The sequence below is a fragment of the Prevotella sp. oral taxon 376 genome, from assembly GCF_003043945.1.
Classification (GTDB): Bacteria; Bacteroidota; Bacteroidia; order Bacteroidales; family Bacteroidaceae; genus Prevotella.
The window spans coordinates 112,481-139,266 of record NZ_PYXG01000001.1 but is presented as its reverse complement, the minus strand read 5'-3'; the positions used below and the strand labels follow the sequence as shown (position 1 = coordinate 139,266).

The 26,786-nt window shown below is 49.7% G+C and carries 21 protein-coding genes; 17 read left to right on the top strand and 4 right to left on the bottom strand.

Annotated elements, in window-relative coordinates; genetic code table 11:
- Positions 1-210: 210 nt before the first annotated feature.
- Genes C7120_RS00630 through C7120_RS00605 form a run of 6 tightly spaced genes read left to right on the top strand, consistent with a single transcriptional unit; the run spans position 211 to position 9,773 of the window.
- Positions 211-3,486, top strand: coding sequence for a SusC/RagA family TonB-linked outer membrane protein (locus C7120_RS00630; protein ID WP_107619925.1), 3,276 nt, complete (start codon positions 211-213; stop codon positions 3,484-3,486).
- A gap of 15 nt (positions 3,487-3,501) precedes the next feature.
- Positions 3,502-5,037 (top strand): RagB/SusD family nutrient uptake outer membrane protein, encoded by a 1,536-nt coding sequence (locus tag C7120_RS00625; RefSeq protein ID WP_107619924.1) that lies wholly within the window; start codon positions 3,502-3,504, stop codon positions 5,035-5,037.
- 19 nt (positions 5,038-5,056) lie between these two features.
- Positions 5,057-6,028: a hypothetical protein gene (locus C7120_RS00620; protein WP_146154180.1), complete on the top strand. Its 972-nt coding sequence runs from the start codon at positions 5,057-5,059 to the stop codon at positions 6,026-6,028.
- A 9-nt stretch (positions 6,029-6,037) separates the two neighbouring features.
- A complete protein-coding gene (locus C7120_RS00615) occupies positions 6,038-7,279 on the top strand; it encodes a thioredoxin family protein (protein ID WP_107619922.1) in 1,242 nt (413 codons plus the stop codon).
- Between the two features lie 2 nt (positions 7,280-7,281).
- Positions 7,282-8,382 (top strand): TlpA disulfide reductase family protein, encoded by a 1,101-nt coding sequence (locus tag C7120_RS00610; RefSeq protein ID WP_158267329.1) that lies wholly within the window; start codon positions 7,282-7,284, stop codon positions 8,380-8,382.
- Positions 8,379-9,773 (top strand): thioredoxin family protein, encoded by a 1,395-nt coding sequence (locus tag C7120_RS00605; protein WP_107619920.1) that lies wholly within the window; start codon positions 8,379-8,381, stop codon positions 9,771-9,773. The genes C7120_RS00610 and C7120_RS00605 overlap by 4 nt, the downstream gene beginning before the upstream one ends.
- A 152-nt stretch (positions 9,774-9,925) precedes the next feature.
- Here C7120_RS00605 and C7120_RS00600 read toward each other — a convergent pair whose 3' ends face one another.
- Positions 9,926-10,300, bottom strand: coding sequence for a desulfoferrodoxin (locus tag C7120_RS00600; protein WP_107619919.1), 375 nt, complete (start codon positions 10,298-10,300; stop codon positions 9,926-9,928).
- Between the two features lie 126 nt (positions 10,301-10,426).
- Between C7120_RS00600 and C7120_RS00595 the strand changes: the two genes are divergently transcribed.
- The 3 genes from C7120_RS00595 to C7120_RS00585 all read left to right on the top strand — a co-directional run bounded on the left by C7120_RS00595 (position 10,427) and on the right by C7120_RS00585 (position 14,257).
- Positions 10,427-10,771, top strand: a complete 345-nt coding sequence (locus C7120_RS00595; RefSeq protein ID WP_107619918.1) for an AraC family transcriptional regulator — start codon at positions 10,427-10,429, stop codon at positions 10,769-10,771.
- A 98-nt stretch (positions 10,772-10,869) separates the two neighbouring features.
- Positions 10,870-13,338, top strand: a complete 2,469-nt coding sequence (gene pheT, locus C7120_RS00590) for a phenylalanine--tRNA ligase subunit beta (protein ID WP_107619917.1) — start codon at positions 10,870-10,872, stop codon at positions 13,336-13,338.
- A 178-nt stretch (positions 13,339-13,516) separates the two neighbouring features.
- A complete protein-coding gene (locus C7120_RS00585) occupies positions 13,517-14,257 on the top strand; it encodes a YebC/PmpR family DNA-binding transcriptional regulator (protein ID WP_107619916.1) in 741 nt (246 codons plus the stop codon).
- Positions 14,258-14,533: 276 nt separating this feature from the next.
- Here C7120_RS00585 and C7120_RS00580 read toward each other — a convergent pair whose 3' ends face one another.
- Positions 14,534-14,929, bottom strand: coding sequence for a hypothetical protein (locus C7120_RS00580; protein ID WP_107619915.1), 396 nt, complete (start codon positions 14,927-14,929; stop codon positions 14,534-14,536).
- 81 nt (positions 14,930-15,010) lie between these two features.
- Here C7120_RS00580 and lepA point away from each other — a divergent pair, with 81 nt between their 5' ends.
- Together lepA and C7120_RS00570 are read left to right on the top strand one after the other, a co-directional pair.
- Positions 15,011-16,795 (top strand): translation elongation factor 4, encoded by a 1,785-nt coding sequence (lepA, locus tag C7120_RS00575; protein ID WP_107619914.1) that lies wholly within the window; start codon positions 15,011-15,013, stop codon positions 16,793-16,795.
- A 35-nt stretch (positions 16,796-16,830) separates the two neighbouring features.
- The gene (locus C7120_RS00570; RefSeq protein WP_107619913.1) at positions 16,831-17,427 is read left to right on the top strand and encodes a Crp/Fnr family transcriptional regulator; all 597 of its coding nucleotides are present in this window, start codon (positions 16,831-16,833) and stop codon (positions 17,425-17,427) included.
- 64 nt (positions 17,428-17,491) lie between these two features.
- Here the strand turns inward: C7120_RS00570 and C7120_RS00565 are convergent, their stop codons facing one another.
- The gene (locus tag C7120_RS00565; RefSeq protein WP_107619912.1) at positions 17,492-18,166 is read right to left on the bottom strand and encodes a YggS family pyridoxal phosphate-dependent enzyme; all 675 of its coding nucleotides are present in this window, start codon (positions 18,164-18,166) and stop codon (positions 17,492-17,494) included.
- Positions 18,166-18,663: a DUF4494 domain-containing protein gene (locus tag C7120_RS00560; protein ID WP_107619911.1), complete on the bottom strand. Its 498-nt coding sequence runs from the start codon at positions 18,661-18,663 to the stop codon at positions 18,166-18,168. The genes C7120_RS00565 and C7120_RS00560 overlap by 1 nt, the downstream gene beginning before the upstream one ends.
- Before the next feature lie 108 nt (positions 18,664-18,771).
- Here C7120_RS00560 and C7120_RS00555 point away from each other — a divergent pair, with 108 nt between their 5' ends.
- The 6 genes from C7120_RS00555 (at position 18,772) to C7120_RS00525 (ending at position 26,769) form a co-directional block, all read left to right on the top strand.
- Positions 18,772-19,980, top strand: coding sequence for a pyridoxal phosphate-dependent aminotransferase (locus C7120_RS00555; protein ID WP_107619910.1), 1,209 nt, complete (start codon positions 18,772-18,774; stop codon positions 19,978-19,980).
- Positions 19,981-20,132: 152 nt separating this feature from the next.
- Positions 20,133-21,380, top strand: a complete 1,248-nt coding sequence (locus C7120_RS00550; protein WP_107619909.1) for an FtsX-like permease family protein — start codon at positions 20,133-20,135, stop codon at positions 21,378-21,380.
- Positions 21,381-21,553: 173 nt separating this feature from the next.
- Complete coding sequence (locus C7120_RS00545) at positions 21,554-23,218, top strand: AMP-binding protein (protein ID WP_107619908.1); 1,665 nt, start codon at positions 21,554-21,556, stop codon at positions 23,216-23,218.
- Positions 23,219-23,238: 20 nt separating this feature from the next.
- Entirely contained in the window at positions 23,239-24,903 is a 1,665-nt protein-coding gene (locus C7120_RS00540) for an AMP-binding protein (protein ID WP_107619907.1), read from the top strand.
- 685 nt (positions 24,904-25,588) lie between these two features.
- A complete protein-coding gene (locus C7120_RS00530; protein WP_107619905.1) occupies positions 25,589-25,939 on the top strand; it encodes an NADH-quinone oxidoreductase subunit A in 351 nt (116 codons plus the stop codon).
- Positions 25,930-26,769, top strand: a complete 840-nt coding sequence (locus tag C7120_RS00525) for an NADH-quinone oxidoreductase subunit B (protein ID WP_107619904.1) — start codon at positions 25,930-25,932, stop codon at positions 26,767-26,769. Before C7120_RS00530 ends, C7120_RS00525 begins: the two co-directional genes overlap by 10 nt.
- Positions 26,770-26,786: the final 17 nt, after the last annotated feature.

The window sequence follows — 26,786 nt, the reverse complement described above, 5'->3', positions numbered from 1 at the left end:
ACACAAAGTAGTCCTAATTTATGTTAAAACAAAGGGGGAATTATGATTCTTTCTGTCATTTTTTGTAGTTTTACGCATAATTAATTATTTTTGCATTTTCGAGTATCTGTATGATTTCTGGCGTCTGCCATAGGAGGAGACGGATGGCAATCTGGTTAGATATAGTAGTTATGAGAGAGTTGATTTTATTAATTTTAAGATAGTTATAGCATGAAAAAAACAAAAGGAAAGGGATTAAAGAGCATATTGTTTATGCTCTGGTTCTTGTCGTCAAGTCTTGTATTGCAAGCTCAGGTCAGAGGAACTTTCTCCGGCAAGGTGGTCGATCAGCAGGGGAACCCTATGATTGGCGTTACCGTGAGGCCCGACGGCGGAAAGACGGGCGTTATCACGAATGCCGACGGAGAATTCCGCTATGATGACAAGGGGCAGGAGTCGCGCACTTTCGTTTTCTCCTATCTGGGCATGAAAAGCGTTACGAGGACCCTGCGGTCGGGCTTCCTGGCGACCATTACGATGGAAGATGACGCCGAGAAACTGGACGAAGTGGTGGTAACGGGTTATCAGACGATGAGCCGCCGAGAGTCGGCAGCAGCCATCTCGACGGTGAAGATGGCGGATGTCTATAATCCGAGCGCGATGAATGTGGATCAGATGCTGCAGGGAAGGATTGCCGGCATGGGCGTCATGATCCAGTCCGGCGAGCCGAGCAGCACGCCCGTCATCCGCATTCGCGGCAACTCCACGATAAACGGGAACAAGGCTCCCGTGTGGGTGGTGGATGGTGTCATCATGTCGGAGACTGTTCCTTTCTCGGCCTCTGACCTGAACAGTCCGGACGCCTCCTATCTGATAGGCAACAGTATCTCCGGTCTCAGTCCGCAGGATATAGAGTCTATCAGCGTGCTGAAGGATGCCTCCGCCACGGCCATCTATGGCGTGAAGGCTGCCAACGGTGTCATCGTTGTAACGACGAAAAAGGGTAAGGTTACGGCTCCGGAGATAACTTATGACATGAACCTGAACCTGCATACCCGTCCTACTTACGGCCTGTTCGACCGCATGAATTCACAGGAGCGAGTGCAGTTGTCGAAGGACATCTACGATGCCCGCCTGCAATATCCCAGGGTTCCTACGGGAGAGAGCTATGAGGGAGCCTTGCAGAGCTATATCGGCAAGAAAATCTCGGCCGACGAGTTTGCCTCGTTGGTGCGCAACTATGAGACCATGAATACGGACTGGTTCAAGCTTCTGTTCCGTGAGACAGTAAGCCAGAGTCATGGTGTCTCGCTTAATGGGGGTACGAACAAGGTGAGATATTATACCTCTCTGAACTATAACGACAGCCCGGGTATCGCCGAGGGTTCCAAGAGCGACCGGTTCACGGCTTTGGGCAAGATATTCGTGAGAATCAATCGGATATTCAACGCGGAAGTGAAGCTTGACATGAGCAACCAGAATAATCACGGATACTCCTCCGTGAATCCCTTCTCTTATGCGTTTAATACCTCAAGAGCCATTCCTGCCTATAGTAATGGCGAGCTTTATTACTATTCGCGAAGCATACTGGCGAACGAGGTTAACTTCAATGTGCTTAACGAACTTAACACTACGGGCATGAAAGCCAATGTGCGCAAAATGGGCGGCATCTTCAACCTGAATGCCTTTATTCTGGACGGGCTCAAGTTTTCTTCCATTCTTTCTTACTACTGGAGCAATACCCGGACCCGCACTTGGGCAACCGATCACTCCTATGAGGTGGGAAGCATAAGGGGCTATAACTATGGCGCCTATGAGCGGGGCTCCGCCCAATATGAGGCTTCCGCATTGCCGATAGGAGGAACCTACAGGGCTTCTGATACTTCCGGGCGCTCTTACTCATGGCGCAATGCACTGGAATATAAGCAGGTTTTGTCGGAGAAGCACGAGGTGAATCTTTTCGGAGGCATGGAAATCCGGTCCGAGAAGTATAGTGGTTTCTCGCAGTTCCTTTATGGTTGGGATCCCACTTACGGTCAATCCGTCTCCCCGGCTTATACGACCCGTTATAAGACTTTGCTTGCGAGCGGGATGTTTAATCCCACGATTACGGAGAAGACGACGCAGGTGGCTTCCTATTTTGCCACAGCCAGCTATACCTATGACAATCGTTATGTGCTGAATGCCAACATACGCTCTGACGGGGCCAATAAGTTCGGTAGCAATCCGAAATACCGCTGGCTGCCGACATGGTCATTGGCCGGCAAGTGGTTCATCTCCAGTGAAGAGTTCATGAAGAAGGTGAGCTTCGTGAACAATCTGTCGATAAGGGCTTCTTATGGGCTGCAGGGGAACATCCACGACGACGCTACTCCCTATCTGTTGGTAAAGTTGGACAGAATCGACGATATCACGGGACTGCGTCCGGGGTCCGTCTATCGGCTGCCGAACCCCGACTTACGCTGGGAGAAGACCCACTCTTATAATCTGGGCCTTGACGCGTCGTTCTTCGACCATCGTCTTTCCTTGACGCTGGATTACTATCAGAAGCACACTTCCGACCTTATCACCGATTTGCAGGTGTCTCCCTCGACGGGCCAGCTGTATATGTTCATGAATGCAGGCAAGGCCGTCAATAAAGGAATTGAGGGCGTGGTCAGCGTAGATGTGCTTCGCGGCAAGAACTTGGAATGGAACATATCCTGCAATGCCAGTCATAATACCAATGAGATAGAGTATGCCTATAATGCCAGTTTGTCTGCCAAGGAAACCTATGAGCAGATGCTGCAAGGCAATGTGGCCACCATCGGCCAACCGTTGGGTACATTCTATTCGTTCCGTTTCGCGGGACTTTCTGCCGAGAACGGTTATCCTTTGTTCTATACGAAAGATGGCCGCAAGGTGCATGAAGGCGACTTTGAGGTAATGGATCTGGTGGCTTCGGGTAGTATCTATCCGAGTGTTTCCGGTGGCTTCGACACCCGTCTTACCTATAAGAAGAACCTGTCTCTGACGATAGGATTCTCTTACCAGATGGGTGGAAAGAAGCGTCTCCCAGCTATTTATAATAATGTGAGCAAGGCCTTCGATCCTACGCAGAACGTATCTTCGGCCTTTGTCAATCGCTGGAAGCAGCCGGGCGATGAGCTAAATACGGTTATTCCCGCCCTATATGATACGAGAATAGCTGATGATTTCCCCGAGGAGCTGAAAGGTCTCTATGATACAGGACGGGACGTAGACGTGAGAATGGTAAGAATGTATGACTATAGTGATGTTCGTGTGGTAAGTAGTGACTTTCTGCGCCTAAGGAATATCATGCTTAGTTACAGACTGCCGCAGAAGTTCCTGACGCCCCTACATATCAAAGGCCTCACCTTGAGGGCTACGGCTAGCAATCTGAAAGTATGGAAATCGAAGAAGTGGGGCGGCATGGATCCCGAATCTGTGTATGCCAACATGCCTTTGATGCCGAGCTTCAACTTTGGAGTTAATGTTTTATTCTAAATATAAAAGAAGATCATGAGAAAATATAATTTGCTATCTTCCATAGGGGTCATACTGCTGATAGGTGTCTTGACTTCGTGCAATGACTATCTGAAGGAGAGCTCAGACGACTTGCTCATTCCTAAGAAGGTAGATGAGTTTGCATCGGTTTTGCAGGGCGACGGATACCCTAATACGCTTACCGAGGACATAGAGTGGATGGACTTGATGACCGATGATGCAGAAGTTTCGCCCTCGGCCAATCCTAACAGTACGCAGGCTGATGGAGATGATAACGTCTACCTGCCCGTAGGACGCGGCGCTTTTACATGGGCACAGGACATAGAGTACTATGATACATCGTACGGGAAGACCTATCTGAACCGATATAAGAATATCATGGCATGCAATATCATTATTGAAAATGCCAATACAATGCAAGGCGACAGTATGGAAGTCAACTCATGCGTGGCTCAGGCTTATGCCTTGCGTGCGATGAGTTATCTCTATCTCGTCAATTGGTATGGACAGCCTTACAACCCTGCTACGGCAGAAAAGGACATGGGAGTGATCATACGCCTGAAAAGTGAGATGGTGAGAGACCAGCCGCAAAGGTCTACGGTAGCCCAAGTCTATGCTCAGATTATTTCTGATTTGGATAAAGCTTCGGCCCTATTTAAAAAGGCCAAGAAGTCTACGAATATCTATCTTATGAATGAAAAGGCCGTGGATTTCTTGAAATGCCGTGTGGCTTTGTATACTCAGAACTGGGAAGATGTCATCAAATACGGAAGCCGATTCACGGAAGCCGGATTTAGTCTCTATGATATTTCTGCATTGACGAAAGAGCAGATGTCGCATCAAAAGGAATATGTGTTCTTGAAGGCTAAGAATCCAGAAGTCGTATTTATGTTTGGAGGCAGATCGTTCACACGTCAGTCTTATATGGATAACCTCGCCTTTATTAATGGTGCAGCATATGCACCATCCCAGACGAATGCGGGCGACCTTATGACCAGTTATGAGAATGGAGATAATCGTATCTATGCTTTCTTCTGCCAGAACAATATAAATTATGACCCGGTGCTTAATTACTATGAGGCATATGAGGATTATCGCTATCTACCCTACAAGCATTATTCCATGAGCGAGTACTCTCAAGCATTACGCACGTCAGAAATATTACTGAATATGGCAGAAGCCTATGTGCAGACAGGAAAACAGACCGAGGCTGTTGAACTGATGAATCTTTTGCATAAGAAGAGGTTTACTGCAGCTTCTTACCAAGCATTGAACGTCAGCGACTTTTCTACTCAGGAAGATTTGCTGAAATATGTAAGGGAAGAGCGTCGTAGAGAACTCTGTTTTGAAGAGACTCATCGATGGAATGACCTTAGGCGTTATGGCATGCCTCGCATAGAGCATAAATTCTATTCAACGAAGAATTCAACGCCCGAGACTTATGTGTTGGAGCAGAGGGATAAGAACTATACGTTGGAGTTGCCGCAAAGCGAACTAGGCTATAATCAAGTCGTGGAGCGCACGAATAGGAGAACTATAAAGTCTGAATAATAATAGAAAGGATAAGAAAATGAAAAAGATAATATATTTCAGTTTAATAGGAGTTCTTGCATTTCTGGCTTCTTGCTCAGAAGAGGAGATTGTTCCTGCAATAGATACGACACCAGAATATGCAGAAATGTTGAAGGCTAATGCAGCCAAATCTGATGCAGATGCCAAGATTTATGAGTGGTATCAGAAGTACGGAACGGCCTTTTTGTATGATTTTAGGGATGTCGATTTCTCTTGGCAATGGGCTGGAAAGTTCAAGAATGCCTATACGAAGTTTGATATGACCAATGACGACGACAAGGCTGCCGTGGTCAAACTCCTGACTGTCATAGAGAAGAACTTCCTTGCTCTTTATGATGAGGACTTCTTGAAGAACAACCTTCCTTATAAGGTGTTTCTCGTAAAGGTGCTGCGTACCACTTCTAATGCAGACTCGAAGCTGTCTTCTACTTGGGCTTCGGCCTTGGGTAATGACCAAGATGCCTTTATGATTGGCTATCAGCAGAAGAATGGAAAGATGTTCCCTAGCTCGACTTATGAAACGGAGTTGGGAAATGTCTTTGGTAATGTCTTCTATGGTAATCTTCCTGTAAAGCCAGAGAAGTTTGTTAATAGTCGCGTGGAATGCAAGTATAACTTGGTGACCGTGCCGGTAGATAATTCCATCGCAGAGGAGTTCAAGACCAAACCAGAGTGGGCTGACAAGAATCATAAGGCGAATGTCTGCGGGTATATAAGGGGATATTCGCTGACGAAGGTGAAGGTGCCAACTCCGGCGCAGGACTATACTGACTATCTGACTTTTATCACCAAGAACCCGGGCAGTTATATCCGCAAATATACGCAGGCTTATTGGAGAATAGCTAAAAGGGCTACCTTGTTTATGGATTTCTTCTTGAAAGAGAATAAACAAAATCTTATAGAACTCCAAAATGCTACATTCCCGGATGATAAAGTTACTATGGCTGACTTTAGTTATACGGAAAAATAATTTAGGGAGATGACTCGCATGAAATGGATAGGCACACTGCTGATCTGGTGCTGCTTCTCTTCCGTGGTACAAGCACAGCCTTCTCAAGGTGTCAATTTTCATGATAATGAATCTTGGAGCAGCATCTTGAAGTTGGCATCCGACCAAGACAAGTTGATCTTCGTGGATTGCTATACCACCTGGTGTGGACCTTGCAAGGCTTTGGCAAAGGAAGTCTTTCCCTTGAAGGCTGTTGGCGATTATTTTAACGAGCATTTTATCAATGTTCGTTACGATATGGAAAAGGGCGATGGAAAGATGCTGCACGACCGCTATAAGAAAAATATCATTGGCTTCCCTACCTTGTTATTTATAGACAAGACGGGTAAGGTGGTTCAGCAAATGGCCGGATTCCAAGATGTGGAAAAGCTCATAGCTGGGGCAAAGAAGGCTTTTACGGGGCGCGATTTGTTTACGCTTGACAAAGAATATCGCCAGGGAAACCGCGACTTTAAGTTTCTCTGTGAGTATATGGCAAGCCTTGAAGGAGCCTTCTTGAAGGATAGTGCGGCGCATGTGGCTCAGGAGTATTTGGCCAAGGCACGGCCAGAGGAACTTGACAAGGATGAGATCTGGAAGGCTTTTGGCTCTTATGTAACTGATGTGGACAGCCCTGCCTTTGAATATCTGGTGAATAATATTGCGCGCTATGGCTATAAACTCAACCGTGATCGGTTTCGAATTGCCAGACAGTTAGAGGCTAGTTGTACTCGAGAACTGAAAAGAATTTTCGATATTAAGTATGATGAAGAGAACGGAAAGTTCCTCCCATTGTCCACGGATACGATAAGAGCCGAGAAGTTGGTTGGCTTCATGTCGCGTGCCTCATTGCCAGGACTCGATGACTATCGCATGCGTCTTTATGTTCACAAGCTGTTGTTGAAGGACCAGTTGGGCAAGGCTTGGGATGCAATTCTTGTGGGTATGAATGCTCAAATGACTGGCTTCTATGCCTTGAATGTTGAAAAATATATCCGTTATATGGCATCTAGAACAGGAGATAAGAAAGTTCTTAAGAGCTATCTTGCCGTTCTAAATCGATTCTTAAATACACCTAAGGAGGCAAATTTTGCATTTGAGATGTATAAGACAATGGCGGAAATCAATGAAAAACTTGGCAATAAGCAATTGGCCAAGGAGCAGATGGAGCGTTATCAGCAGGAAAACGAGAAGGCTCGAAAGGCTGTCGAGTCATTTTTTAAAAGAGGATGAAGATGAAAAAGATAAGGAGTATATTGATTGTAGCGTGCATGTTCATTCCTTTGACCCTAACCGCGCAGGAGCAGTATCGCATTGAAGGTGTGGCCAAGGGGTGTGATGGAATGAAGGTAACCCTTACGGACGAGAAGAAAGCACCATTGGATTCGACCATCGTGAAGGATGGTAAATTTCTGTTGCAGAATCCCTTGCTCAAAGTGGGGCCTGCTTTTGTGAGTGTCGGGAAGGCTCGTAGGATTATCTTCTTGGACGAGAAGCCTCTATCCGTGCAGTATTCCGAGGAGGAGAGAGACCTTGGGAGTAAGAAAGTGAAACTGCCTATGCTGCAGGTTTCGGGCGATGAAGATCAAGCTTTGCTCACCACGATGAATGGTGCGCTCACGCAGGAAATGATGAGCATGTTGGCGATTTCGCTCACTCAGAAGGAGGGGGCAGCCTCGGAAAAGGATACCTTGGTGCAGTTGTATGTGGCTGCCAAGAAGATGAAGGAGGCTGTCTTTGATAGTATCGTAACTCATTGCAAGGATAGTTATGTGGCAGGAATGATTCTGAATAATTATTTGAGCAAGGAGCTTTCTTATTCGGAAACGCAGGCTCTTTATGATTCGTTGAGCCTCCGCGTGAAGAATTCTTCGATCGGCAAGGAGCTTCAGGCTACGCTTGAGAAAAAGAAAAGCGTATTGACGGGAGCCAAGGCTCCAGATTTCAGTCTGCCTACGCCGGACGGCAAGGAAGTCTCTTTGTCTTCTGTGAAAGGCAAGTGCGTATTGATTGACTTCTGGGCTTCATGGTGCGGCCCATGTATCAGGGAGCTTCCTAATGTGAAGGAGGTCTATGCCAAGTATCATTCTAAGGGCTTTGAGGTCGTTTCGATCTCCCTTGATGATAATAGAGACAAGTGGGTGGGAGCTATCAAGAAGCATCAGTTGCCTTGGCTTCAGCTGTCTTCCCTCAAAGGCTGGAAGTGCCCGGTAGCCAAGCTTTATAATGTATCTTCTGTGCCAGCTATGGTCTTGCTTGACGAAAACGGGGTGATTGTTACTAACAATGCCCGTGGTGAGGCTCTCGAAAAGGAGGTATCTAAACTATGTAAATGATGAAACGAATTCTATTAACTTGCATAATATGTGTCCTTGGTGTGCAGTTGATCGGCGCACAGGGGATCCAATTCTTTAGTGGGAATTGGAAAGATGTGGTGGCGGAGGCCAAGTCTACCGGGAAACCGGTTTTCATCGATGTGTACACCAGTTGGTGTATGCCTTGTAAGAAAATGGCAAAGGAGACCTTTACCCAGAAAGAAGTAGGCGACTATTTCAATGTGCATTTCGTGAATTATCAGATCGACGCAGAGAAGGGTGAGGGCATTTCCATAGCCCGGCAGTACAAGATAACGGCCTATCCAACCTGTCTCTTCGTTCTTCCCGATGGTAAGCTCGTGCATAGTTTCTTAGGATTCCAGACCGTAGAGCAGCTGCTTAAGCAGGGCAGACAAGCGGTTAAGAATACGATGTTACTACCCGATCTGGAGAAGATGGATAGAGAATATCAGACAGGGAAGCGTGATAAAAACTTCCTGATAGCCTATTGTGGTAAGCGGAAAGATTTCGGACAGAGAGGAGGGCAACCGCTGAACGAGCTTCTGCGGCAGTTTAGCGATGAGGAACTGAGCAATGCTGAGTATGCCGAATGGCTGAAGAGTTCCACCATTTACGACAAGGAACTTGTCGACAGGCTGGTAAGGCTTACGGAGGCCATGAAGGTTGCCGGCGACAAGAAAGCTTTCCTCAAGTTTGACAATACGGTGATGGCCACACTGAGCAATTATTTCAATGACGCAATCGACAACAATCGTCGCCCACAGTTCGACCATCTGTTTGCCGCCAAGGAAAGGCTTGATGATATCGATGCCTCTAACAGGAACAACGGTATGCTGGCATCTATGGGCGGTGGGGTGTCCTATATGCCTAAAGAACTCATCCGGCTCACCTTCCTTCGGAAGAACAACGATGTCGACGAGTTCCGCCATGATTATTCTGCCTATATGGAGCAAATCATGCATGATTCTCCCACCGACTCACTCCTACGGCGCTCCAATACCGAGGCTCGGGCATACCGTGATTTCATGAACGATCCCTCCGTGAGTGAGGAGGAGAAGAAATCACAAGAGCAGGGCTACGGCTTCCTGAATTTGCTGACATCGGTGAACGCGCAGCTGCAGGCAGGCTCGCTCTTTAGCTCGTGGGACTATTATTGGGGCGACAGGGATCTTGATGATGCTCAAAAGGCTACGGCCGTGGCCTGGCTCAAGCATCTTTATGCCACTTGGCGCAATGCAGATTTAGCCTTGCCAATTGCAGATAAACTTGTGGATTTGGGGCAGGTGGATGAGGCAAAGAACCTGTTGCAGGATTTGGCAGACTATCTAAAGTTGACAGGGGATGAAGATCAACAAATGACCAAAGTGATGAAAAAACTGAGGGAACTTTGATTCTTGTCCCATTTCCTTGAGCTTCAGACCGATAAATTGTCTACCTCTTTTTGAGAGTACAGGCAGGAAAAACTTGGGAAAGGCAGTTCTGTATACTGTCATAAATAAGGCAGAGGAAAATCCTCTGCCTTATTTTGTCATTACCCTGCAAATTAGGAACGCCACAATCCGTGGAGGTTGCAGTACTCGCGGGCATATATTTTCTTGGCGTCGGTCTTGAATTCAGCTACAGGCTTGTCATTTGGAGTGAGATGTTTGCGGAGCACACCGTCTTCGGTAATCAGCTCTATCCATTGTATATAGTGGGCTTCGGTCATGGGGTGCTCTACTTCTCCCACCGTAACACGATATCCGTCAGCGGTCTTCTCTACGACGGGAACATGCTTTTCTTTGGCTCCGTCGGTGTCATTTTCCTTCAAGAGCCGCATCGGCTTTCCGCAGCATTCAGGCGTGCAATCGCCCTCAATGACAACTTCTACCATGTAGTTACAATCTTTGCACTTGTAAATCTCGTTTCTCTTAGTCATAATGTTAATGTTTAAATGTATGATACAAAAATATGGATTATTTTCAACAATCGTGTTCTTTTAACATAAATTATAAAGAGAAACAATCGTCCCGCACTCCTCACAGTCGAGAGACGCGGGACGGAAATGGGGGATGATGGTGCCGATATGCGCTTCCTCTCCAAGGTGTCAAGTGTCGTCTATATGCAGTTCGGCCGGAACAAGGAAATCGAAGTTTCGTTCATCGCCCCAAGCGTGAGTATGAGCGCCCGGCAGTTCTACCGCAAGATCAGCGCCTTGACAGGCAATGCACCCTCAGCTTCTATCCTGTGCCTTAAAATCAAGAAAGCCCGCAACCTGCTCGATGGCAATCCTCAGGTGAGTTTCGGCGAGGCGGCAGATGGGAGCGGTTTTATTTTTAAGAATCTCAATGTTCGTGTTGAGTTTCTCTGTATTTTGCCAATCATATTCATAATGGGCAATAATGACTGATAAAGGTTTATACAAAAAATATAAAGATGTGCTTTGCCGTTAGCGGATTTTTTTGTAATTTTGCGGAGTTTTTGGAACCAATATAAAACTTCATTGTAATGAATATCTCTTATAAGTGGCTTAAAGAGTATGTTGATTTCAGCCTGACACCGCAGGAGGTGGCGGATGCGCTGACCTCCACAGGGCTTGAGGTTGGATCGCTGGAAGAAGTGCAGTCCGTCAAGGGAGGGCTGAAGGGCCTCTATGTGGGCAAGGTGCTCACCTGTGAGATACATCCTAACAGCGACCATCTGCATGTAACGACCGTGGATTTGGGCAAGGGTGAGCCGCAACAGATAGTGTGCGGGGCACCGAATGTTGCTGCCGGGCAGAAGGTTATCGTTGCCGATCTTGGCTGTATACTCTATGAGGGCGACAATGAGTTCACCATCAAGAAGTCTAAGCTTCGTGGCGTAGACAGCTTCGGGATGATATGTGCCGAAGACGAAATAGGTGTCGGTACCGATCATGCCGGAATCATTGTGCTTCCACAGGATGCAATAGTAGGGACCCCCGCTGCCGAATACTATCATCTTGAGAGCGACTGGCTGATAGAGATAGACATCACTGCCAACCGATCAGATGCCCTCTCTCACTATGGCGTTGCCCGCGACCTGTACGCCTGGCTGAAGCAGAACGGCTATCAGACGAGTCTGCATCGCCCTTCCTGCGATGATTTCAAGGTAGACAACGAGAGCCTTCCCGTCACGGTAGAAATAGAGAATGAGGAGGCCTGCGGACGCTATGCCTGCCTGAGCATCACGGACTGTGAGGTCAAGGAAAGCCCGCAGTGGTTGAAAGACAGGCTCTCCGTGGTCGGTCTGCGCCCCATCAACAACATCGTGGACATCACCAACTATATCATGATGGCCTATGGACAGCCCATGCACTGCTTTGACGCCGACATGGTGAAAGGCCACAAGATAGTCGTTCGCACACAGCCTGAAGGTACCCGGTTTGTTACCCTCGACGGGGAGGAGCATGAACTTGGTGAGCACGATTTGAGCATTTGCAATGCCGAGGAACCTATGTGCATCGCGGGTATCTTTGGCGGCAAGGGCTCAGGAACCTATGAGACCACGAGGAATGTGATTCTCGAAAGTGCTTATTTCCATCCCACATGGATTCGCAAAAGTGCGCGTCGCCATGGCCTTTCCACCGATTCCAGCTTTCGTTTTGAGCGTGGCATCGACCCTAACGGCGTGGTCTATGCACTCAAGCAGGCCGCCATCCTCTGCGGGCAACTTGCCGGTGGGAAGGTGAGCATGAAGGTCAACGATGTCTACCCACGGCCTGTCGAGCCGGCAAGGGTTCGCCTGGACTATGACTACTGCGATGTGCTCATCGGCAAGGAGATAGGACACGACACCATTAAGAATATTGCCGAGAACCTTGAAATGAAGGTGCTGGCTGAAGACAAGCAAGGGCTGGACCTCGAAATACCGACCTATCGGGTGGATGTTCGCCGCCCCTGTGATGTTGTGGAGGACATCCTGCGCATCTACGGGTACAATAATGTAGAGATTCCCATGCAGCTGAAGTCCTCTCTGACCGTCCAGGGTGAAGAGGATATGCAGTATCACTTGCAGAATCTCATCGGCGAACAGCTTGTGGGATGTGGCTTCAACGAGATTATGAACAACTCCCTTACCAAGGTTTCCTATTATGAGAGTACCGCTCTCAACCATTATCCCTGGGAGAAAAGCGTGAGGGTGATGAATCCGTTGAGTGCCGATCTCGGCATGATGCGCCAGACTTTGCTCTTCGGAGGACTTGAAAGTATCCTGAGGAATGTGAATCGTAAGAATGCAAACCTGAAGTTCTTTGAGGTGGGCAATTGTTACCAGTTCTCGCCGGAGAAGCATGATGTGGAGAATCCGGCCAAGGCTTACAGCGAAGACTATCGCCTGGGGCTCTGGGTTACGGGCAAGCGCGTCCAGGGATCATGGACGCATCCCGACGAGGCAAGCAGCTTCTATGAACTCAAGGCTTATGTAGAGAATATCCTCGCCCGTGTGGGTCTTGTTCCGAATATGGCCGTCCAGGAGAAGAGCGACAACAACATCTATGCCAAGGGGCTGACGGTCAAGAATCGTGGAGGGAAGATCATTGCCCAGATGGGCATTCTGAGCCGAAAGATACTGAAGATGTTCGGCCTCGACAACGAAGTCTACTATGCGGAAATCGACTGGACCCAGCTGATGAGGTCGGTGCGCAAGAACAAGCTCGAGTACACTGAAATCTCCAAGTATCCTGCCGTCAGCCGCGACCTTGCCTTGCTTTTAGACAGTGGCGTAGAGTTTGCCCAGATTGAGCAGATAGCCCGCCAGACGGAGAAGAAGTTCCTGAAAAAAGTGGAGCTCTTTGATGTCTATCAGGGCAAGAACCTGCCGGAAGGCAAGAAGAGCTATGCCGTTAACTTCATCCTTCAGGATGACAGCAAGACCCTTAACGACAAGGCCATCGATGCCATCATGCAGAAGCTCATCAAGAACCTCACCACCCAGCTGAACGCAGAACTCAGATAGGTCAGGGCCCTGCGACCTCTGCTTTACCGCGAGAGGGCTAAGGTTCTTTTAGGATTTAATGAAAGATAAAATAACAATAAAATAAAAACAGGAAGAAAGTCTTGCCGAAGCTGTTCCTGAAATCAGGAATCCTCCCGGGAGAGGGGCATGGCAAGGCTTCTTAATAACCTTTCAGATTATGGGAAGAGCATTTGAATACCGCAAAGCGGCAAAGCTGAAACGATGGGGCCACATGGCCAAGACATTTACCAAACTGGGCAAACAGATTGCCATTGCCGTCAAGTCAGGCGGCCCGGAGCCAGAAAACAATCCTACCCTGCGTGCCGTCATCGCGACCGCAAAGCGCGAGAACATGCCAAAGGACAATATCGAGCGTGCCATCAAGAATGCGATGGGCAAGGATACCAGCGAATATAAGGAAGTGCCTTATGAGGGATACGGCCCTCACGGAATTGCTGTCTTCGTCGATACGCTTACGGATAACACGACCCGTACGGTAGCTGATGTCCGCTCGGTTTTCAATAAGTTCAGCGGCAGCCTCGGCACACAAGGCTCCTTGAGTTTTCTTTTCGACCATAAATGCGTGTTCACTTTTAAGAAGAAAGAAGGCATGGATATGGACGAACTGATTCTCGAATTGATAGACTTTGAGGTGGACGACGAGTATGATGATGACGAGGAGGCTGGAGAAATCACCATTTACGGTGGGCCGACGAGCTTTGGCGACATTCAGAAATATCTTGAGGAAAACGGATATGAGATTGTCAGCGCTGAGTTTACCCGTATTCCCAACGACCTCAAGGATGTAACTCCGGAGCAGCGTGAGACCATCGACAAGATGGTGGAGAAACTCGAGGAGTTCGACGATGTGCAGAATGTGTACACCAATATGAAGCCTTCCGTTGAGGAAGAGGGCTGAAGGGCAGTCTTTCGGGCAAAGTATAACCGCGGGTTTCAAAGGAAGCTCGCGGTTTGTTTTTAGAAGATGCCGGCTTCCGGAAAGATGCCTCCCGTTTTCCTTTTAGCAACCATTGACTTGACGAAATCGGCGAAATCGTGCCACGAAATCGGCGATTTCGTCCGACAAAATCGCCGATTTTGTATTCTTGTTAACGGCCTCTGGTCCACCCTTCTGCTTCCGCTCTTCGGTTTTCTGTCCGTTATAGGGGAAGGGGGAAGGTGGTGGAAAGGCAGCCTACCGATAGTCCCGTGCCGTGAATGTCTCCTTGTAGAGCACTTCCCGAGGATCTTTTGTCGAGCGGCAAGTATAGGAGAAGCTGAAGCCGGCCTCCTTGTAGGCCTTCAGGGAGGTTGACTCCTTGATGCCTTTTCGCAGCCCGTCGTGCAGCTCGCCGCGTATTCTCTCGATGACCGCCTTGTCGTCGAGCTTGCCGGTAAACGAGCAGTAGTAGTGGTAGGTGTTGGTGGAGCGGTCGAAAGAAATGCTGTCCGTGCGCTGGAAATTATTCACCGGGGTGGGGCAGTTCTTGCGAGTGTACTCCTTCGCCTCGCGCTCTGCCCGATCTTGCAGACTCTCGTGGCATGCTCCGAAGAGAAAAGCGGCGAGCAGAAGCATGATGCCTTTTTTCATAAAATCATGTTTAATTTTTGCAAAGGTAACAAGAATCTGCGAAAAAATAATTATCTTTGCAACTTAAAGAACATAATTTTCATGAACCACATAAGGAATTTCTGCATCATAGCTCATATCGACCATGGCAAGTCTACGCTTGCCGACCGCCTGCTTGAATATACCAAGACCATCCAGGTAACGGCCGGCCAGATGCTCGACAACATGGATCTGGAGCGTGAGCGGGGAATCACCATCAAGAGTCATGCCATTCAGATGGAGTATAAAGCCGACGACGGAGACACCTATATCCTGAATCTGATAGACACTCCGGGGCATGTAGACTTTTCTTATGAGGTTTCGCGCAGTATCGCGGCGTGTGAAGGAGCCTTGCTCGTGGTGGATGCCACCCAGGGCGTTCAGGCTCAGACCATCAGCAATCTCTATATGGCCATTGACCATAACCTCGAGATTATCCCCGTAATCAACAAGATCGACATGCCTTCGGCCATGCCTGACGAGGTGGAGGATGAGATTATCGACCTGATTGGCTGCGACAGGAAGGACATCATCCGGGCTTCGGGAAAGACCGGTGAAGGAGTGCGGGACATCCTTGAGGCCGTGGTGGGGCGCGTCCCCGCTCCTGAAGGCAACCCGGAGGCGCCCCTGCAGGCCCTTATCTTCGACTCGGTCTTCAACAGCTTCCGCGGTATCATCACGCTTTGTAAGGTGCTTAACGGGCGTATCCGAAAGGGCGACAAGGTGAAGTTCTTCAACACCGGGATGGAATATACGGCTGATGAAGTGGGCGTGCTGAAGATGGATATGGTTTCCCGGGCCGTTCTTGAGACCGGTGAGGTGGGATATATCATCAGCGGCATCAAGACCGCCACCGAGGTAAAAGTCGGCGATACGGTTACCCATGTGAATGCGCCTTGCCTCAAGGCCATTGCCGGATTTCAGGAGGTGAAGCCCATGGTGTTTGCCGGAGTATATCCTATTGACCCCAATGATTATGAGAATCTGAGGGCCAGTCTTGAGAAACTACAGCTCAACGATGCCGCCCTGACATTCTCTCCGGAGTCTTCCGTGGCTTTGGGCTTCGGTTTTCGCTGCGGCTTCCTTGGGCTCCTGCATATGGAAATCATACAAGAACGCCTCGACCGGGAGTTCAATATGGATGTCATTACCACGGTGCCGAATGTGAGTTACATGGTCTATGACAAGCATGGCGATGCCAAGGAGGTGCACAATCCGTCGGGACTGCCCGACCAGACACTCATCGAGCATATCGAGGAACCTTATATCCGGGCGTCCATCATCACGGCTTCTACTTATATCGGCCCCATCATGAAGCTTTGCCTTGACAAGCGCGGGGAACTCATCAAGCAAGAGTATGTGAGCGGAAACCGTGTCGAACTGCACTTCATGCTGCCGCTTGGAGAAATCGTCATCGACTTCTACGACAAGCTGAAGAGCATCTCCAAGGGCTATGCCTCGTTTGATTATCACCTCTCGGGATTCCGTTTCTCGAAGCTGGCAAAGCTCGATATCCTTCTGAACGGCGAGCCTGTGGATGCCTTGTCTACGCTCACGCATCAGGACAATGCCGTCGCGTTGGGGCGTAGGATGTGCGAGAAGCTGAAGGAGCTCATCCCGCGGCAGCAGTTCGACATAGCCATTCAGGCAGCCATAGGCGCCAAGATCGTGGCCCGTGAGACGGTGAAGCAGGTGCGCAAGGATGTTACGGCCAAGTGCTATGGCGGTGATGTCTCTCGTAAGCGCAAGCTCCTCGAGAAGCAAAAGCGCGGCAAGAAGCGCATGAAACAAATCGGAAATGTCGAGGTTCCGCAAAAGGCATTCCTTGCTGTATTGAAGTTGGACTGACAATAGACTTATATATAAGGAGGAAAAATATAACCATGAATTCCATTACAAACAACACTCGTGATGTGGCAAGAGAGTTGGCCCGTAAGTACAGTACCATGACTCATGATGAGCTCGACCTGCTTGAGAGCGTCCTCGTGCCGCATAAGTATCTCAAGGGACAGATGATTCTTTCGGAAGGAGACATCGACAAGGACATCATGTATATAGCCAAGGGGATGACCCGACAGTTCTATTTCAAGAATGGAAAGGAGCTCACGGAGCACATCGCGACCGAAGGCGGCATCGTGATGTGCATTGAGAGTCTCTTCAAGGAAAAGCCAACGGAAATCCAGGTGGAGGCCTTGGAGCAGACCTGGATTTACTCCTTGCCGAAAGACAAGCTGGAGCAGGTGGCTCTCCACAATAGCAACATTCAGATTCTCTATCGCAAGATCCTCGAGGAGAGTCTGATCCTCTCGCAGGTGCATGCCGACCTCGTGCGTTTTGAAACAGCCCAGGAACGCTACCAGAAGCTGTGCAAGCTGATGCCGCAGGTGATCCTGCGTGCCCCGCTGGTCTACATCGCAAGTTACTTACAGATGACGCCGGAAACACTCAGCCGTGTCCGTACGGCGGCATTGAAAGGCTGAATATAGAAACAGGAGCGGACTATAGCCCGCTCCTGTTTCGGTTCCAATGTTTTAATTCCTGTCTTCAGTAGACGCGGGGACCGAAGATTGTGGTTCCCACTCTTACCATTGTCGAGCCGTGTCTGACGGCAATCTGATAGTCGTTGCTCATTCCCCACGACCGTTCCCTGAACTCCGGGTCATCGGAAAAATACCGCTCTTTCACCTCGTGGAAGAAGTCGGATGCCTTGTCGAACTCCTTCGATATCTGCCCTTCGTCGTCCACATTCGACGCCATCATCATGAGCCCGCAGACCTGCACATGCTTGAGCTCGCGCCATTCACCGTTTTCCAGCAGTTGGCGACAGGCCTCGAGCGTGAGCCCATACTTGGTTTCCTCCTCTGCGATATGAAGTTCCAGGAGCACTTTGATGACGCGGTCGTGCCTGGCGCCCTGCTTCTCGATTTCCCGCAGTAGCTTCAGCGAGTCCACGGCCTCGATCATGGCGATGTAGGGGGCTATATATTTCACCTTGTTGGTTTGCAGATGGCCGATGAAATGCCACTCGATGTCTTTCGGAAGGGCCTCCGCCTTGCCTTTGAGCTCTTGCTCGTGGCTCTCGCCGAAGACGCGCTGTCCCTCGCCGTAGGCGGCCTCTATATATTCCTTGGGGTGAAATTTGCTGATGGCAACCAGTCTGACGCCTGCGGGCAGGTTGTCCAGCACCCCGTGTAGATTCCTCGCGACATCGACTTCCATTATTTTCCCTCCTCGTATTCAGGCTTGTCGTCGGCTTCTTTCTGCGCTGTTTTCGCCTTGTGCTCGAATATATCCATAATCTTGGTCTCGGTGATTCCCGCGATGACATAGTCTATCATGGTGCCTCCCATGACCTCGTCTACATTCTTGATGGCCCCGTTGATGGTGGCGGCCTGCACGAGATAGTTCACCGCGCTGCGCTTCTCCTTCTCGGTCTTTTCATCGATGGTGATGAATTGCAGCCGCGTCTTGTACCAGCGGTCGTCGTTATCCCTGTCGCTGAAAAATATCTCGCCGTAGGTGGCGGGGTTGAGATTCTTTACCTCAAACTCGCCGCTGATATATGAAGACATCTCTCGGGTGATGGACTCTTCGGCCTCCCCAAAGGTGAAGGCGTCGACCACATAGAGTTCCGTAACTTTCTTCTGCATGCCGTCTTCCATGGTTTTCTCATAGCGGACGGACGCTTCGAACCATTTTGATGTTCTACTTCTCATAGTCTTGTCTTTGATTTTTGCTCTTGCAAAGATACTCTTTTTTTCTGAAACAGGTATCTATGTAGAAAAAAATAAGTAACTTTGCGAGCGAATTAGAACGATCGACGAATGCCTCAGATATCACTAAGAGGGCAGGAAATGCCCGAGTCGCCCATCCGGAAGCTTGCTCCTCTGGCCCTGGCAGCCAAGTCGCGGGGCGTGAAGGTATATCATCTGAATATCGGACAACCTGACCTCCCGACGCCCCAATGCGGGCTCGACGCCCTGCGGCGCGTAGACCGCAGGGTGCTGGAATACTCCCCCTCGCAGGGGTATGAGAGCTATCGTGAGAAGCTTACACATTATTATAAAAGATATGGGATTGATGTAACTGCCGACGACATCATCATCACGGCCGGCGGTTCGGAGGCCGTGCTCTTCGCTTTCATGAGCACCCTGGACCCCGGCGACGAGATTATCATCCCGGAGCCGGCCTATGCCAACTACATGGCTTTTGCCTTGTCGGTGGGCGTGCGGATACGAACGCTGACCACGACGATAGAGCAAGGGTTCGCCTTGCCTCATGTGGAGAAGTTCGAAGAGCTTATCAGCGAGCGCACGAAGGCCATCCTGATCTGTAATCCCAACAATCCCACGGGCTACCTCTATACGCGCCGGGAGATGAACCAGATTCGCGATCTCGTGAGGAAATACGACCTCTATCTCTTCTCCGACGAGGTCTACCGAGAGTATATCTATACCGGGAGCCCCTATATCAGCGCCATGCACCTGAGGGGAATCGAGCAGAACACGCTTCTGATAGACTCCGTGTCGAAACGCTACAGCGAGTGCGGAATCCGCATCGGAGCCTTGATTACGAGAAACGAGGCCGTCAGGAGGGCTGTGATGAAGTTCTGTCAGGCCCGCCTTTCGCCGCCGCTCTTGGGACAGATCGTGGCCGAGGCCTCGCTGGATGCCCCCGAAGAGTATTATCGGGATGTCTACGAGGAATATGTGGAACGCCGCAAGGTGCTCGTCGACGGCCTCAACCGCATTCCGGGAGTCTATTCCCCCATCCCGATGGGAGCATTCTATACGGTGGCGAAGTTGCCCGTGGACGACGCGGAGAAGTTCTGCCGCTGGTGCCTGGAGGAGTTCAATTGTGAGGGCGAGACCGTGATGATGGCTCCCGCTGCCGGTTTCTACACCACGCCAGGGTTAGGGCGCAATCAAGTGCGCATGGCTTATGTGCTCAAGAAAGACGACCTCGAACGGGCTCTCGTCGTACTTCGGAAAGCCCTTGAAGAATATCCCGGCAGGACGATAGGCTCGGAATAGACGCGTGGAGACTGCCATCAAGAGATGGAAATGCCGTCAGGAGGATGACAATTTCGGCGATTTCGTGGCACAATTTCGGCGATTTCGTCGTTCAATCTCGCCGATTTTGTCAAGTAGACGACCGTTAAAAGGAAATCAATGAGAAAAGAGATATGAACCTGCCGTTATTTATAGCAAGAAGAATCTATGGTGCCCAGGGCGACAGACGCAAGGTCTCGCGCCCTGCTGTACGCATTGCCACCGTCGGCGTGGGTATCGGACTGGCGGTCATGCTCCTGTCGGTAAGTGTGGTATTTGGCTTCAAGCATACCATTCGCGACAAGGTCATCGGCTTCGGGGGGCATATTCAGGTAGGTGATTTCATGACCATTCAGGGAGGCGAGCAGTATCCCATCCAGATGAACGACTCGATGATGGAGGTGCTGAGGAGGACCCCCGGAGTGAAGCATGTGCAGCGCTTTGCCTTCAAACAGGGAATCCTGAAGACCGATTCCGACTTCCTCGGCGTGGTTTTCAAGGGCGTGGGACCGGAGTTTGACTCTTCTTTCATTCACGAAAACATGGTGGAAGGCTCAATTCCGAGATTCTCCGACAAGGCCGGACAGAACAAGCTCCTTGTCTCGAAAATCATGAGCGATCAGCTTCGCATGAAGGTTGGCGACAAGGTCTTTGCGTATTTTATCGATCATAATGGCGTCCGTGCCCGCAGATTTACCGTTGCGGGCATCTATCAGACCAATCTGTCGGCCTACGACAAGGTTACTTGTTTCACCGACCTCTATACCGTTAAGAAGCTCAATGGATGGGAAGACGACCAGGTTTCGGGCGCAGAACTCACCGTGAACGATTTCACGAGGTTGCAGGAAACCGAAGATATACTGATCGAGAAGGTGAACCGCACCATCGACCGGTATGGCGAAACCTATTCCTCGCGAACCATTCAGGAAATCAATCCGGGCATCTTCAAGTGGCTCGAACTGCTCGACCTGAATGTCTGGATCATCCTCGCGCTGATGATCGCCGTGGCCGGCGTAACGATGGTCTCCGGCCTGCTTATCATCATCCTGGAGCGCACGACGATGATCGGAGTGCTCAAGGCGCTGGGAGCGCGCAACCGCGCGATTCGTCATACTTTCCTCTGGTTTGCGTCCTTCATTATCGCCAAGGGACTCCTCTTGGGCGATGTCATTGGCTTAGGGCTGATCCTGCTCCAGAAATTCACGGGATTCGTGAAGCTCGACGCCGCTACCTATTATGTCTCCACCGTTCCCGTAGAGATCAATCTGCCGGTTATCATCCTGCTGAACATCGCCACCCTGCTCGTGAGCGTCTTCGTGCTGATAGCCCCGAGCTATCTTATTTCGCACATACATCCCGCCCGGAGTATGCGTTACGAGTGATAACCGACAAACGGGATACTATAAATGGCATAAAGAACATTGCACACTTGGCTTGCTTGTGCAATCTGCATGGAAAAGCGGAAATATTCTATTTTGAGGTAAAAAATTGCACAGGTTTTTTTGAAATGTGCAGAAAAGACAGTATCTTTGCACAGAATTTTAAAGATTGTGCAATGGAGTCAACACGAAGTTTTAACTCATATATAGAACAAAGCATCATCAACAATTGGGACAAGGATGCCCTGACCGACTACAAGGGGGCCACCCTGCAATATCATGATGTAGCCCGCAAGATAGAAAAGCTCCACATCCTGTTTGAAAATAGTGGGGTAGAGGCCGGCGACAAGGTCGCTATCTGTGGCCGTAACAGTGCCCAGTGGGCCGTTGCTTTCCTTGCGACGATAACCTATGGAGCCGTCATCGTTCCTGTTCAGCACGAATTTACCCCCGAACAATTATATCATATCGTAAATCACAGTGATGCCAAGTTGCTCTTCGTGGGTGATGTGGTGGCTCCCACGATCAATGTAGCGGAGATGCCGCAGTTGGAAGGCGTGATCTATCTTCCCGACAATTCGCTCATCAACTCGCGCTCGGAAAAGCTCACTTATGCCCGTGAGCACCTGAACGAGATGTTTGGTCATCGTTACCCGAAGTTCTTCCGGAAGGAGCATGTGAAGTATCATGTCGACAAGGCAGACGAGCTTGCCATGATTAATTACACCAGCGGGACAACGGGATTCTCAAAGGGCGTAATGATTCCTTACCGTGCCTTGTGGAGCAATATCGACTATCTGAGCGGGGCGATAGGCGTCCACATTCCCAAGGACAGCAACTGCCTCTGTATCCTTCCGATGGCTCATATGTATGGGCTGACCTGTGAATTCCTGCTTCAGTTTACCGCCGGTAACCACTTGTTCTTCCTTACGCGGCTTCCGAGTCCGTCCCTGATCCAGGAAGCATGCATGGAAGTCAAGCCTGCCATCGTGGTCTCTGTGCCGCTGGTGGTAGAGAAGATCATCCGGAAGAAGGTCTTTCCCGAGCTTGACAGCCGCTACAAGATACTCATGAGCATGCCCGTTATCGGCAAGAAGGTAAGGGATCTTCTCTGCCGGCGGGTCAAGGATCTCTTCGGCGGCAACTTCTATGAGATTCTCGTGGGAGGAGCGAGCTTGAACAAAGAGATAGAACAGTTCCTGCGAGAGATAGATTTTCCCGTAACCGTGGGCTATGGAACCACCGAGACAGCTCCCATGATCAGCTACAGCGACTACACGGATTTCGAGAGAGGGTCGTGCGGAACGCCGGCAAAGCACATGGAAGTAAAAATAAAGAGCGAGGACCCGGAGAATGTTCCGGGCGAGATATGGGCCCGCGGGCTTAATGTCATGCAGGGATACTATAAAAACGAGCAAGCCACACAGGCCGTCCTTGACAACGAGGGATGGTTCCATACGGGAGATCTGGCCTCGATGAGCTCTGACGGACACCTCTTTATCCGAGGCCGTATCAAGAACATGTTGCTGGGTTCCAACGGCCAGAATGTGTATCCGGAGGAGATAGAAGACAAGCTCAACTCGATGGCAATGGTGAGCGAGAGCCTCGTCTTGCAGAGAGGCGAAGAGCTTGTGGCACTCGTCCATCCTGATATGGAGGAGGCTCATCAGATGGGTTTCTCGGAAGAAGACCTCATGGATGTGATGAACCAAAATCGTTTAGAATTAAACCAAATGTTGCCGTCATTCTGCAAGATAGCCGCGATACAGTTGCACGACAGGGAGTTTGAGAAGACTCCCAAGAAGAGCATCAAGCGCTATCTCTATCGGGATGCGGTCTGAAAATCCAAATATTAGACACTATGATGGAAATTCCAAGTTTCAACGAGTTGATTGAGAAGGCAATCATTGATTGTTGGGATCATGATGCACTGACGGATTACAAGGGAACAACGCTACAATATCATGATGTAGCTCGCAAGATTGAAAAGCTCCATATCCTGTTTGAGAATGGCGGGGTGGCCAAGGGAGACAAGATTGCCCTTTGCGGGCGAAACTCCTCGGCGTGGGCTTGTGCCTTCCTTGCGACGCTTACCTATGGTGCGATTGTCGTCCCTATCCTTCATGAGTTTACTGCCGACCAGATTCACAATATCGTGAACCACAGCGAAGCGAAATTCCTTTTTGTAGGCGATATCGTGGCTACACAGGTCGACGCGACGAAGATGCCTGGTCTGGAAGGCATTATCTATATTCCAGACTACTCACTTATGGTGTCGAGAACCGACAAGCTGACCTATGCTCGTGAGCATCTGAATGAGATGTTCGGGCAGAAATATCCCAAGTATTTCCGCAAGGAGCATGTGAAGTATTACCGTGAGCAGAATCCTGATGAGCTGGCGATGATCAACTATACCAGTGGGACCACGGGTTTCTCAAAGGGCGTGATGATTCCCTATCGTGCGATGTGGAGCAATACCGACTTTGCCAAGCACGCACTTGGCGACCATCTCCATAAGGGCGATAAGATAATCAGCATCCTCCCGATGGCGCATATGTATGGCATGGCTTTTGAGTTCATCTATGAGTTTCTTTCAGGCTGCCACATCTTCTATCTGACGCGGGTGCCGAGCCCTGCCATCATTGCGCAGGCTTTCGCGGATGTCAAGCCCCGTGTCATCATAGCCGTGCCTCTCATTATAGAGAAGATTATCAAGAAGAAAGTATTCCCCAAGATTCAGAACAGTAAGATTCGGCTACTGATGAACATGCCCGTGGTGAGCAAGAAAGTCTACGAGCGTATCTGTGAGCAGGTATCAGAGGCTTTCGGCGGCAACTTCTACGAGGTTATCATAGGCGGTGCCGCCTTCAATCAGGAAGTGGAGCGGTTTCTCCAAAAGATCGGGTTTAAATACACCGTGGGCTATGGTGCCACCGAGTGTGCGCCGATCATCTGCTATTCGGACTATTCCACTTTTGTCGCCGGAAGCTGCGGAAGGGCGGCCCTGCACCAGCTGGTGCGCATCGACAGCACGGATTCCGAGAATATTCCGGGCGAGATTCTCACGAAAGGACCGAATGTTCTCCTCGGCTATTATAAGAATGAGGAGGCCACGAGGGCAGCCATCGATGAGGAAGGATGGTTCCATACCGGCGACCTCGGGACGATGGACAAGGAGGGAAATGTGTTTATCCGTGGTCGTATCAAGAACATGCTGTTGGGTGCCAGCGGGCAAAACATCTATCCTGAAGAGATAGAAGACAAGCTGAACTCTATGACTCTTGTCATGGAGAGCGTCGTAATCCAGGAGGATGAGAAACTCGTCGGCCTCGTGTTCCCTGACTTTGATGAAGCTTATAAGCTCGGCTTCAACAAGTCTGACCTTGAGGAGATTATGGAGCAGAACCGAATCGAGTTAAACAAGGAATTGCCTGCCTATTGCAAGCTTACGGCGATTCGCCTCCGCGACGAGGAGTTTGAGAAGACGCCGAAGAAGAGCATCAAGCGATTCTTGTATACGAAGTAGACCTTCCGGAAGTGTTTTTCCCAGGCGGGCAACATGATATGCGAAACTCTGTTTTGTTCAGATAATTCAGAGTTTCGCGGTTTTTTGTTTATGCACTGGTTTTGAATAATTATACAGTTTGTACTTTTCTTTAAAGTAAAAGGCCGCCTTTTACTCGTCTGTTTGCCGTTGAAAACAAGGCTAAAAGCCGTCTTTTTCCCTCCTGTTTGCAGCCTTTTGATTGTATAAGACCGGTTTTTATGCATGAAAAAAGTACCAATTTGTGGGATGGAAGATTTTCTTGGAAACCGACATCGCCCACAAGGCCTCTAAGAAGCCGTAGAAACGACTTTTGTTTTCAGCCTTCACAGGGTGAGGGGGCGAGTTGTCCGAAGCCCTGTATCGCTTTTGCATAATTATTCGGGAAGAATCCTTGTTTTGTAAATAAAATTTGTTCTGTATAAAGCGCAATATGCCTTTTCGGTCTGCGCTCGCTTGTCGGTACGATGTTTTCGGATCTCCTCGGGCCTGGAAACGAAAATCGCGCGTGCGCACAACTAATATGAGAAAAAAAACACGGAATCTATTCTTTATATCGAAAAAAAAGTAGTAATTTTGCAAACTGAATATGGCAAAATACTTTTTTCGTTGCCTCAAAGACGAACAGAGGTTTAAGAAATATAATTAATAACTTATATAAAATTTTATGAATTTCACTTTGTTTATTACCGTTTTGCTGACGGCTGTAACCTTGGTGCTGGCGGCTTATGTCATCGCCAAGCTCATCGGGCCTCGGTCTTACAATCCGGTAAAAGGTGAAGCCTTTGAGTGTGGCATCCCCACGCGCGGCAGTTCGTGGCTGCCGGTGCATGTGGGTTACTACCTCTTTGCCATCCTTTTCCTGATGTTCGACATCGAGACCGTGTTCCTCTATCCATGGGCAGTTGTCGTGAAGCAGTTTGGAACGATGGCTCTCGTTAGCATCGGCTTCTTCCTGTTGGTATTAGTATTTGGCTTGGCTTATGCCTGGCGGAAAGGAGCTTTGGAATGGAAGTAAGAAAAAGAGCCTCTGTCAAGAGCATTCCTTTTGAGGAATTCAAGGACAACGACACCCTTGAGCAGATCGCGCGAGAGCTGAACGACGGCGGTGCGAGTGTGCTGCTTGGGTCGCTCGACGCGGCTATCAACTGGGGTCGTTCTAACTCTCCCTGGTCGTTGACATTCGGTACATCTTGCTGTGGAATCGAGTTTATGGCCGTAGGCTGTGCCCGTTACGACTTCTCGCGCTTCGGTTTCGAGGTAACCCGAAATTCCCCCCGCCAGGCCGATTTGATTATGTGTGCCGGTACAATTACCAATAAGATGGCACCGGTATTCAAGCGCTTGTACGACGAAATGGCAGAGCCGAAATATGTCGTGGCCGTAGGTGGCTGCACCATCTCGGGCGGCCCCTTCAAGAAGAGCTATTGCGTGGTTCGCGGCATCGACGAGCTTGTCCCCGTGGATGTCTACATTCCGGGTTGCCCCCCTCGTCCGGAGGCTATCCTCTATGGCATGATGCAGTTGCAACGCAAGATCAAGGTGGAGAAATTCTTTGGGGGTGCCAACCACAAGATGACCAAGTCCGAGAAGGAAGAAAGCATGCGGCTCGGAGGTCTCCATGGTATCAGTAATGGAAACCTGAGCGCAGCCAAGATCGGCAAGTCGCGGCCCATCATCGTGGCCGGAGCTCCTGCCAAGGAAGAGATTGAGGCCCTTGAGCAAGAACTCGACGAGCTGCAGAAGAATGCTTCCCCGGTTGCTGCCGAGCCTGCGGGGGCGCCGCAGGCATCAGGGACTTCGGCATCGGCCGAGGTGCCGGAGACAACCGAACCCAGTAATAACTAACCAAGGTGAGCAGAAAT

Coding starts and splice junctions, on each gene's coding strand:
- C7120_RS00630 (WP_107619925.1), top strand. CDS start 211: ATGAAAAAAACAAAAGGAAAGGGATTAAAGAGCATATTGTTTATGCTC.
- C7120_RS00625 (WP_107619924.1), top strand. CDS start 3,502: ATGAGAAAATATAATTTGCTATCTTCCATAGGGGTCATACTGCTGATA.
- C7120_RS00620 (WP_146154180.1), top strand. CDS start 5,057: ATGAAAAAGATAATATATTTCAGTTTAATAGGAGTTCTTGCATTTCTG.
- C7120_RS00615 (WP_107619922.1), top strand. CDS start 6,038: ATGACTCGCATGAAATGGATAGGCACACTGCTGATCTGGTGCTGCTTC.
- C7120_RS00610 (WP_158267329.1), top strand. CDS start 7,282: ATGAAAAAGATAAGGAGTATATTGATTGTAGCGTGCATGTTCATTCCT.
- C7120_RS00605 (WP_107619920.1), top strand. CDS start 8,379: ATGATGAAACGAATTCTATTAACTTGCATAATATGTGTCCTTGGTGTG.
- C7120_RS00600 (WP_107619919.1), bottom strand. CDS start 10,300: ATGACTAAGAGAAACGAGATTTACAAGTGCAAAGATTGTAACTACATG.
- C7120_RS00595 (WP_107619918.1), top strand. CDS start 10,427: ATGGGGGATGATGGTGCCGATATGCGCTTCCTCTCCAAGGTGTCAAGT.
- pheT (WP_107619917.1), top strand. CDS start 10,870: ATGAATATCTCTTATAAGTGGCTTAAAGAGTATGTTGATTTCAGCCTG.
- C7120_RS00585 (WP_107619916.1), top strand. CDS start 13,517: ATGGGAAGAGCATTTGAATACCGCAAAGCGGCAAAGCTGAAACGATGG.
- C7120_RS00580 (WP_107619915.1), bottom strand. CDS start 14,929: ATGAAAAAAGGCATCATGCTTCTGCTCGCCGCTTTTCTCTTCGGAGCA.
- lepA (WP_107619914.1), top strand. CDS start 15,011: ATGAACCACATAAGGAATTTCTGCATCATAGCTCATATCGACCATGGC.
- C7120_RS00570 (WP_107619913.1), top strand. CDS start 16,831: ATGAATTCCATTACAAACAACACTCGTGATGTGGCAAGAGAGTTGGCC.
- C7120_RS00565 (WP_107619912.1), bottom strand. CDS start 18,166: ATGGAAGTCGATGTCGCGAGGAATCTACACGGGGTGCTGGACAACCTG.
- C7120_RS00560 (WP_107619911.1), bottom strand. CDS start 18,663: ATGAGAAGTAGAACATCAAAATGGTTCGAAGCGTCCGTCCGCTATGAG.
- C7120_RS00555 (WP_107619910.1), top strand. CDS start 18,772: ATGCCTCAGATATCACTAAGAGGGCAGGAAATGCCCGAGTCGCCCATC.
- C7120_RS00550 (WP_107619909.1), top strand. CDS start 20,133: ATGAACCTGCCGTTATTTATAGCAAGAAGAATCTATGGTGCCCAGGGC.
- C7120_RS00545 (WP_107619908.1), top strand. CDS start 21,554: ATGGAGTCAACACGAAGTTTTAACTCATATATAGAACAAAGCATCATC.
- C7120_RS00540 (WP_107619907.1), top strand. CDS start 23,239: ATGATGGAAATTCCAAGTTTCAACGAGTTGATTGAGAAGGCAATCATT.
- C7120_RS00530 (WP_107619905.1), top strand. CDS start 25,589: ATGAATTTCACTTTGTTTATTACCGTTTTGCTGACGGCTGTAACCTTG.
- C7120_RS00525 (WP_107619904.1), top strand. CDS start 25,930: ATGGAAGTAAGAAAAAGAGCCTCTGTCAAGAGCATTCCTTTTGAGGAA.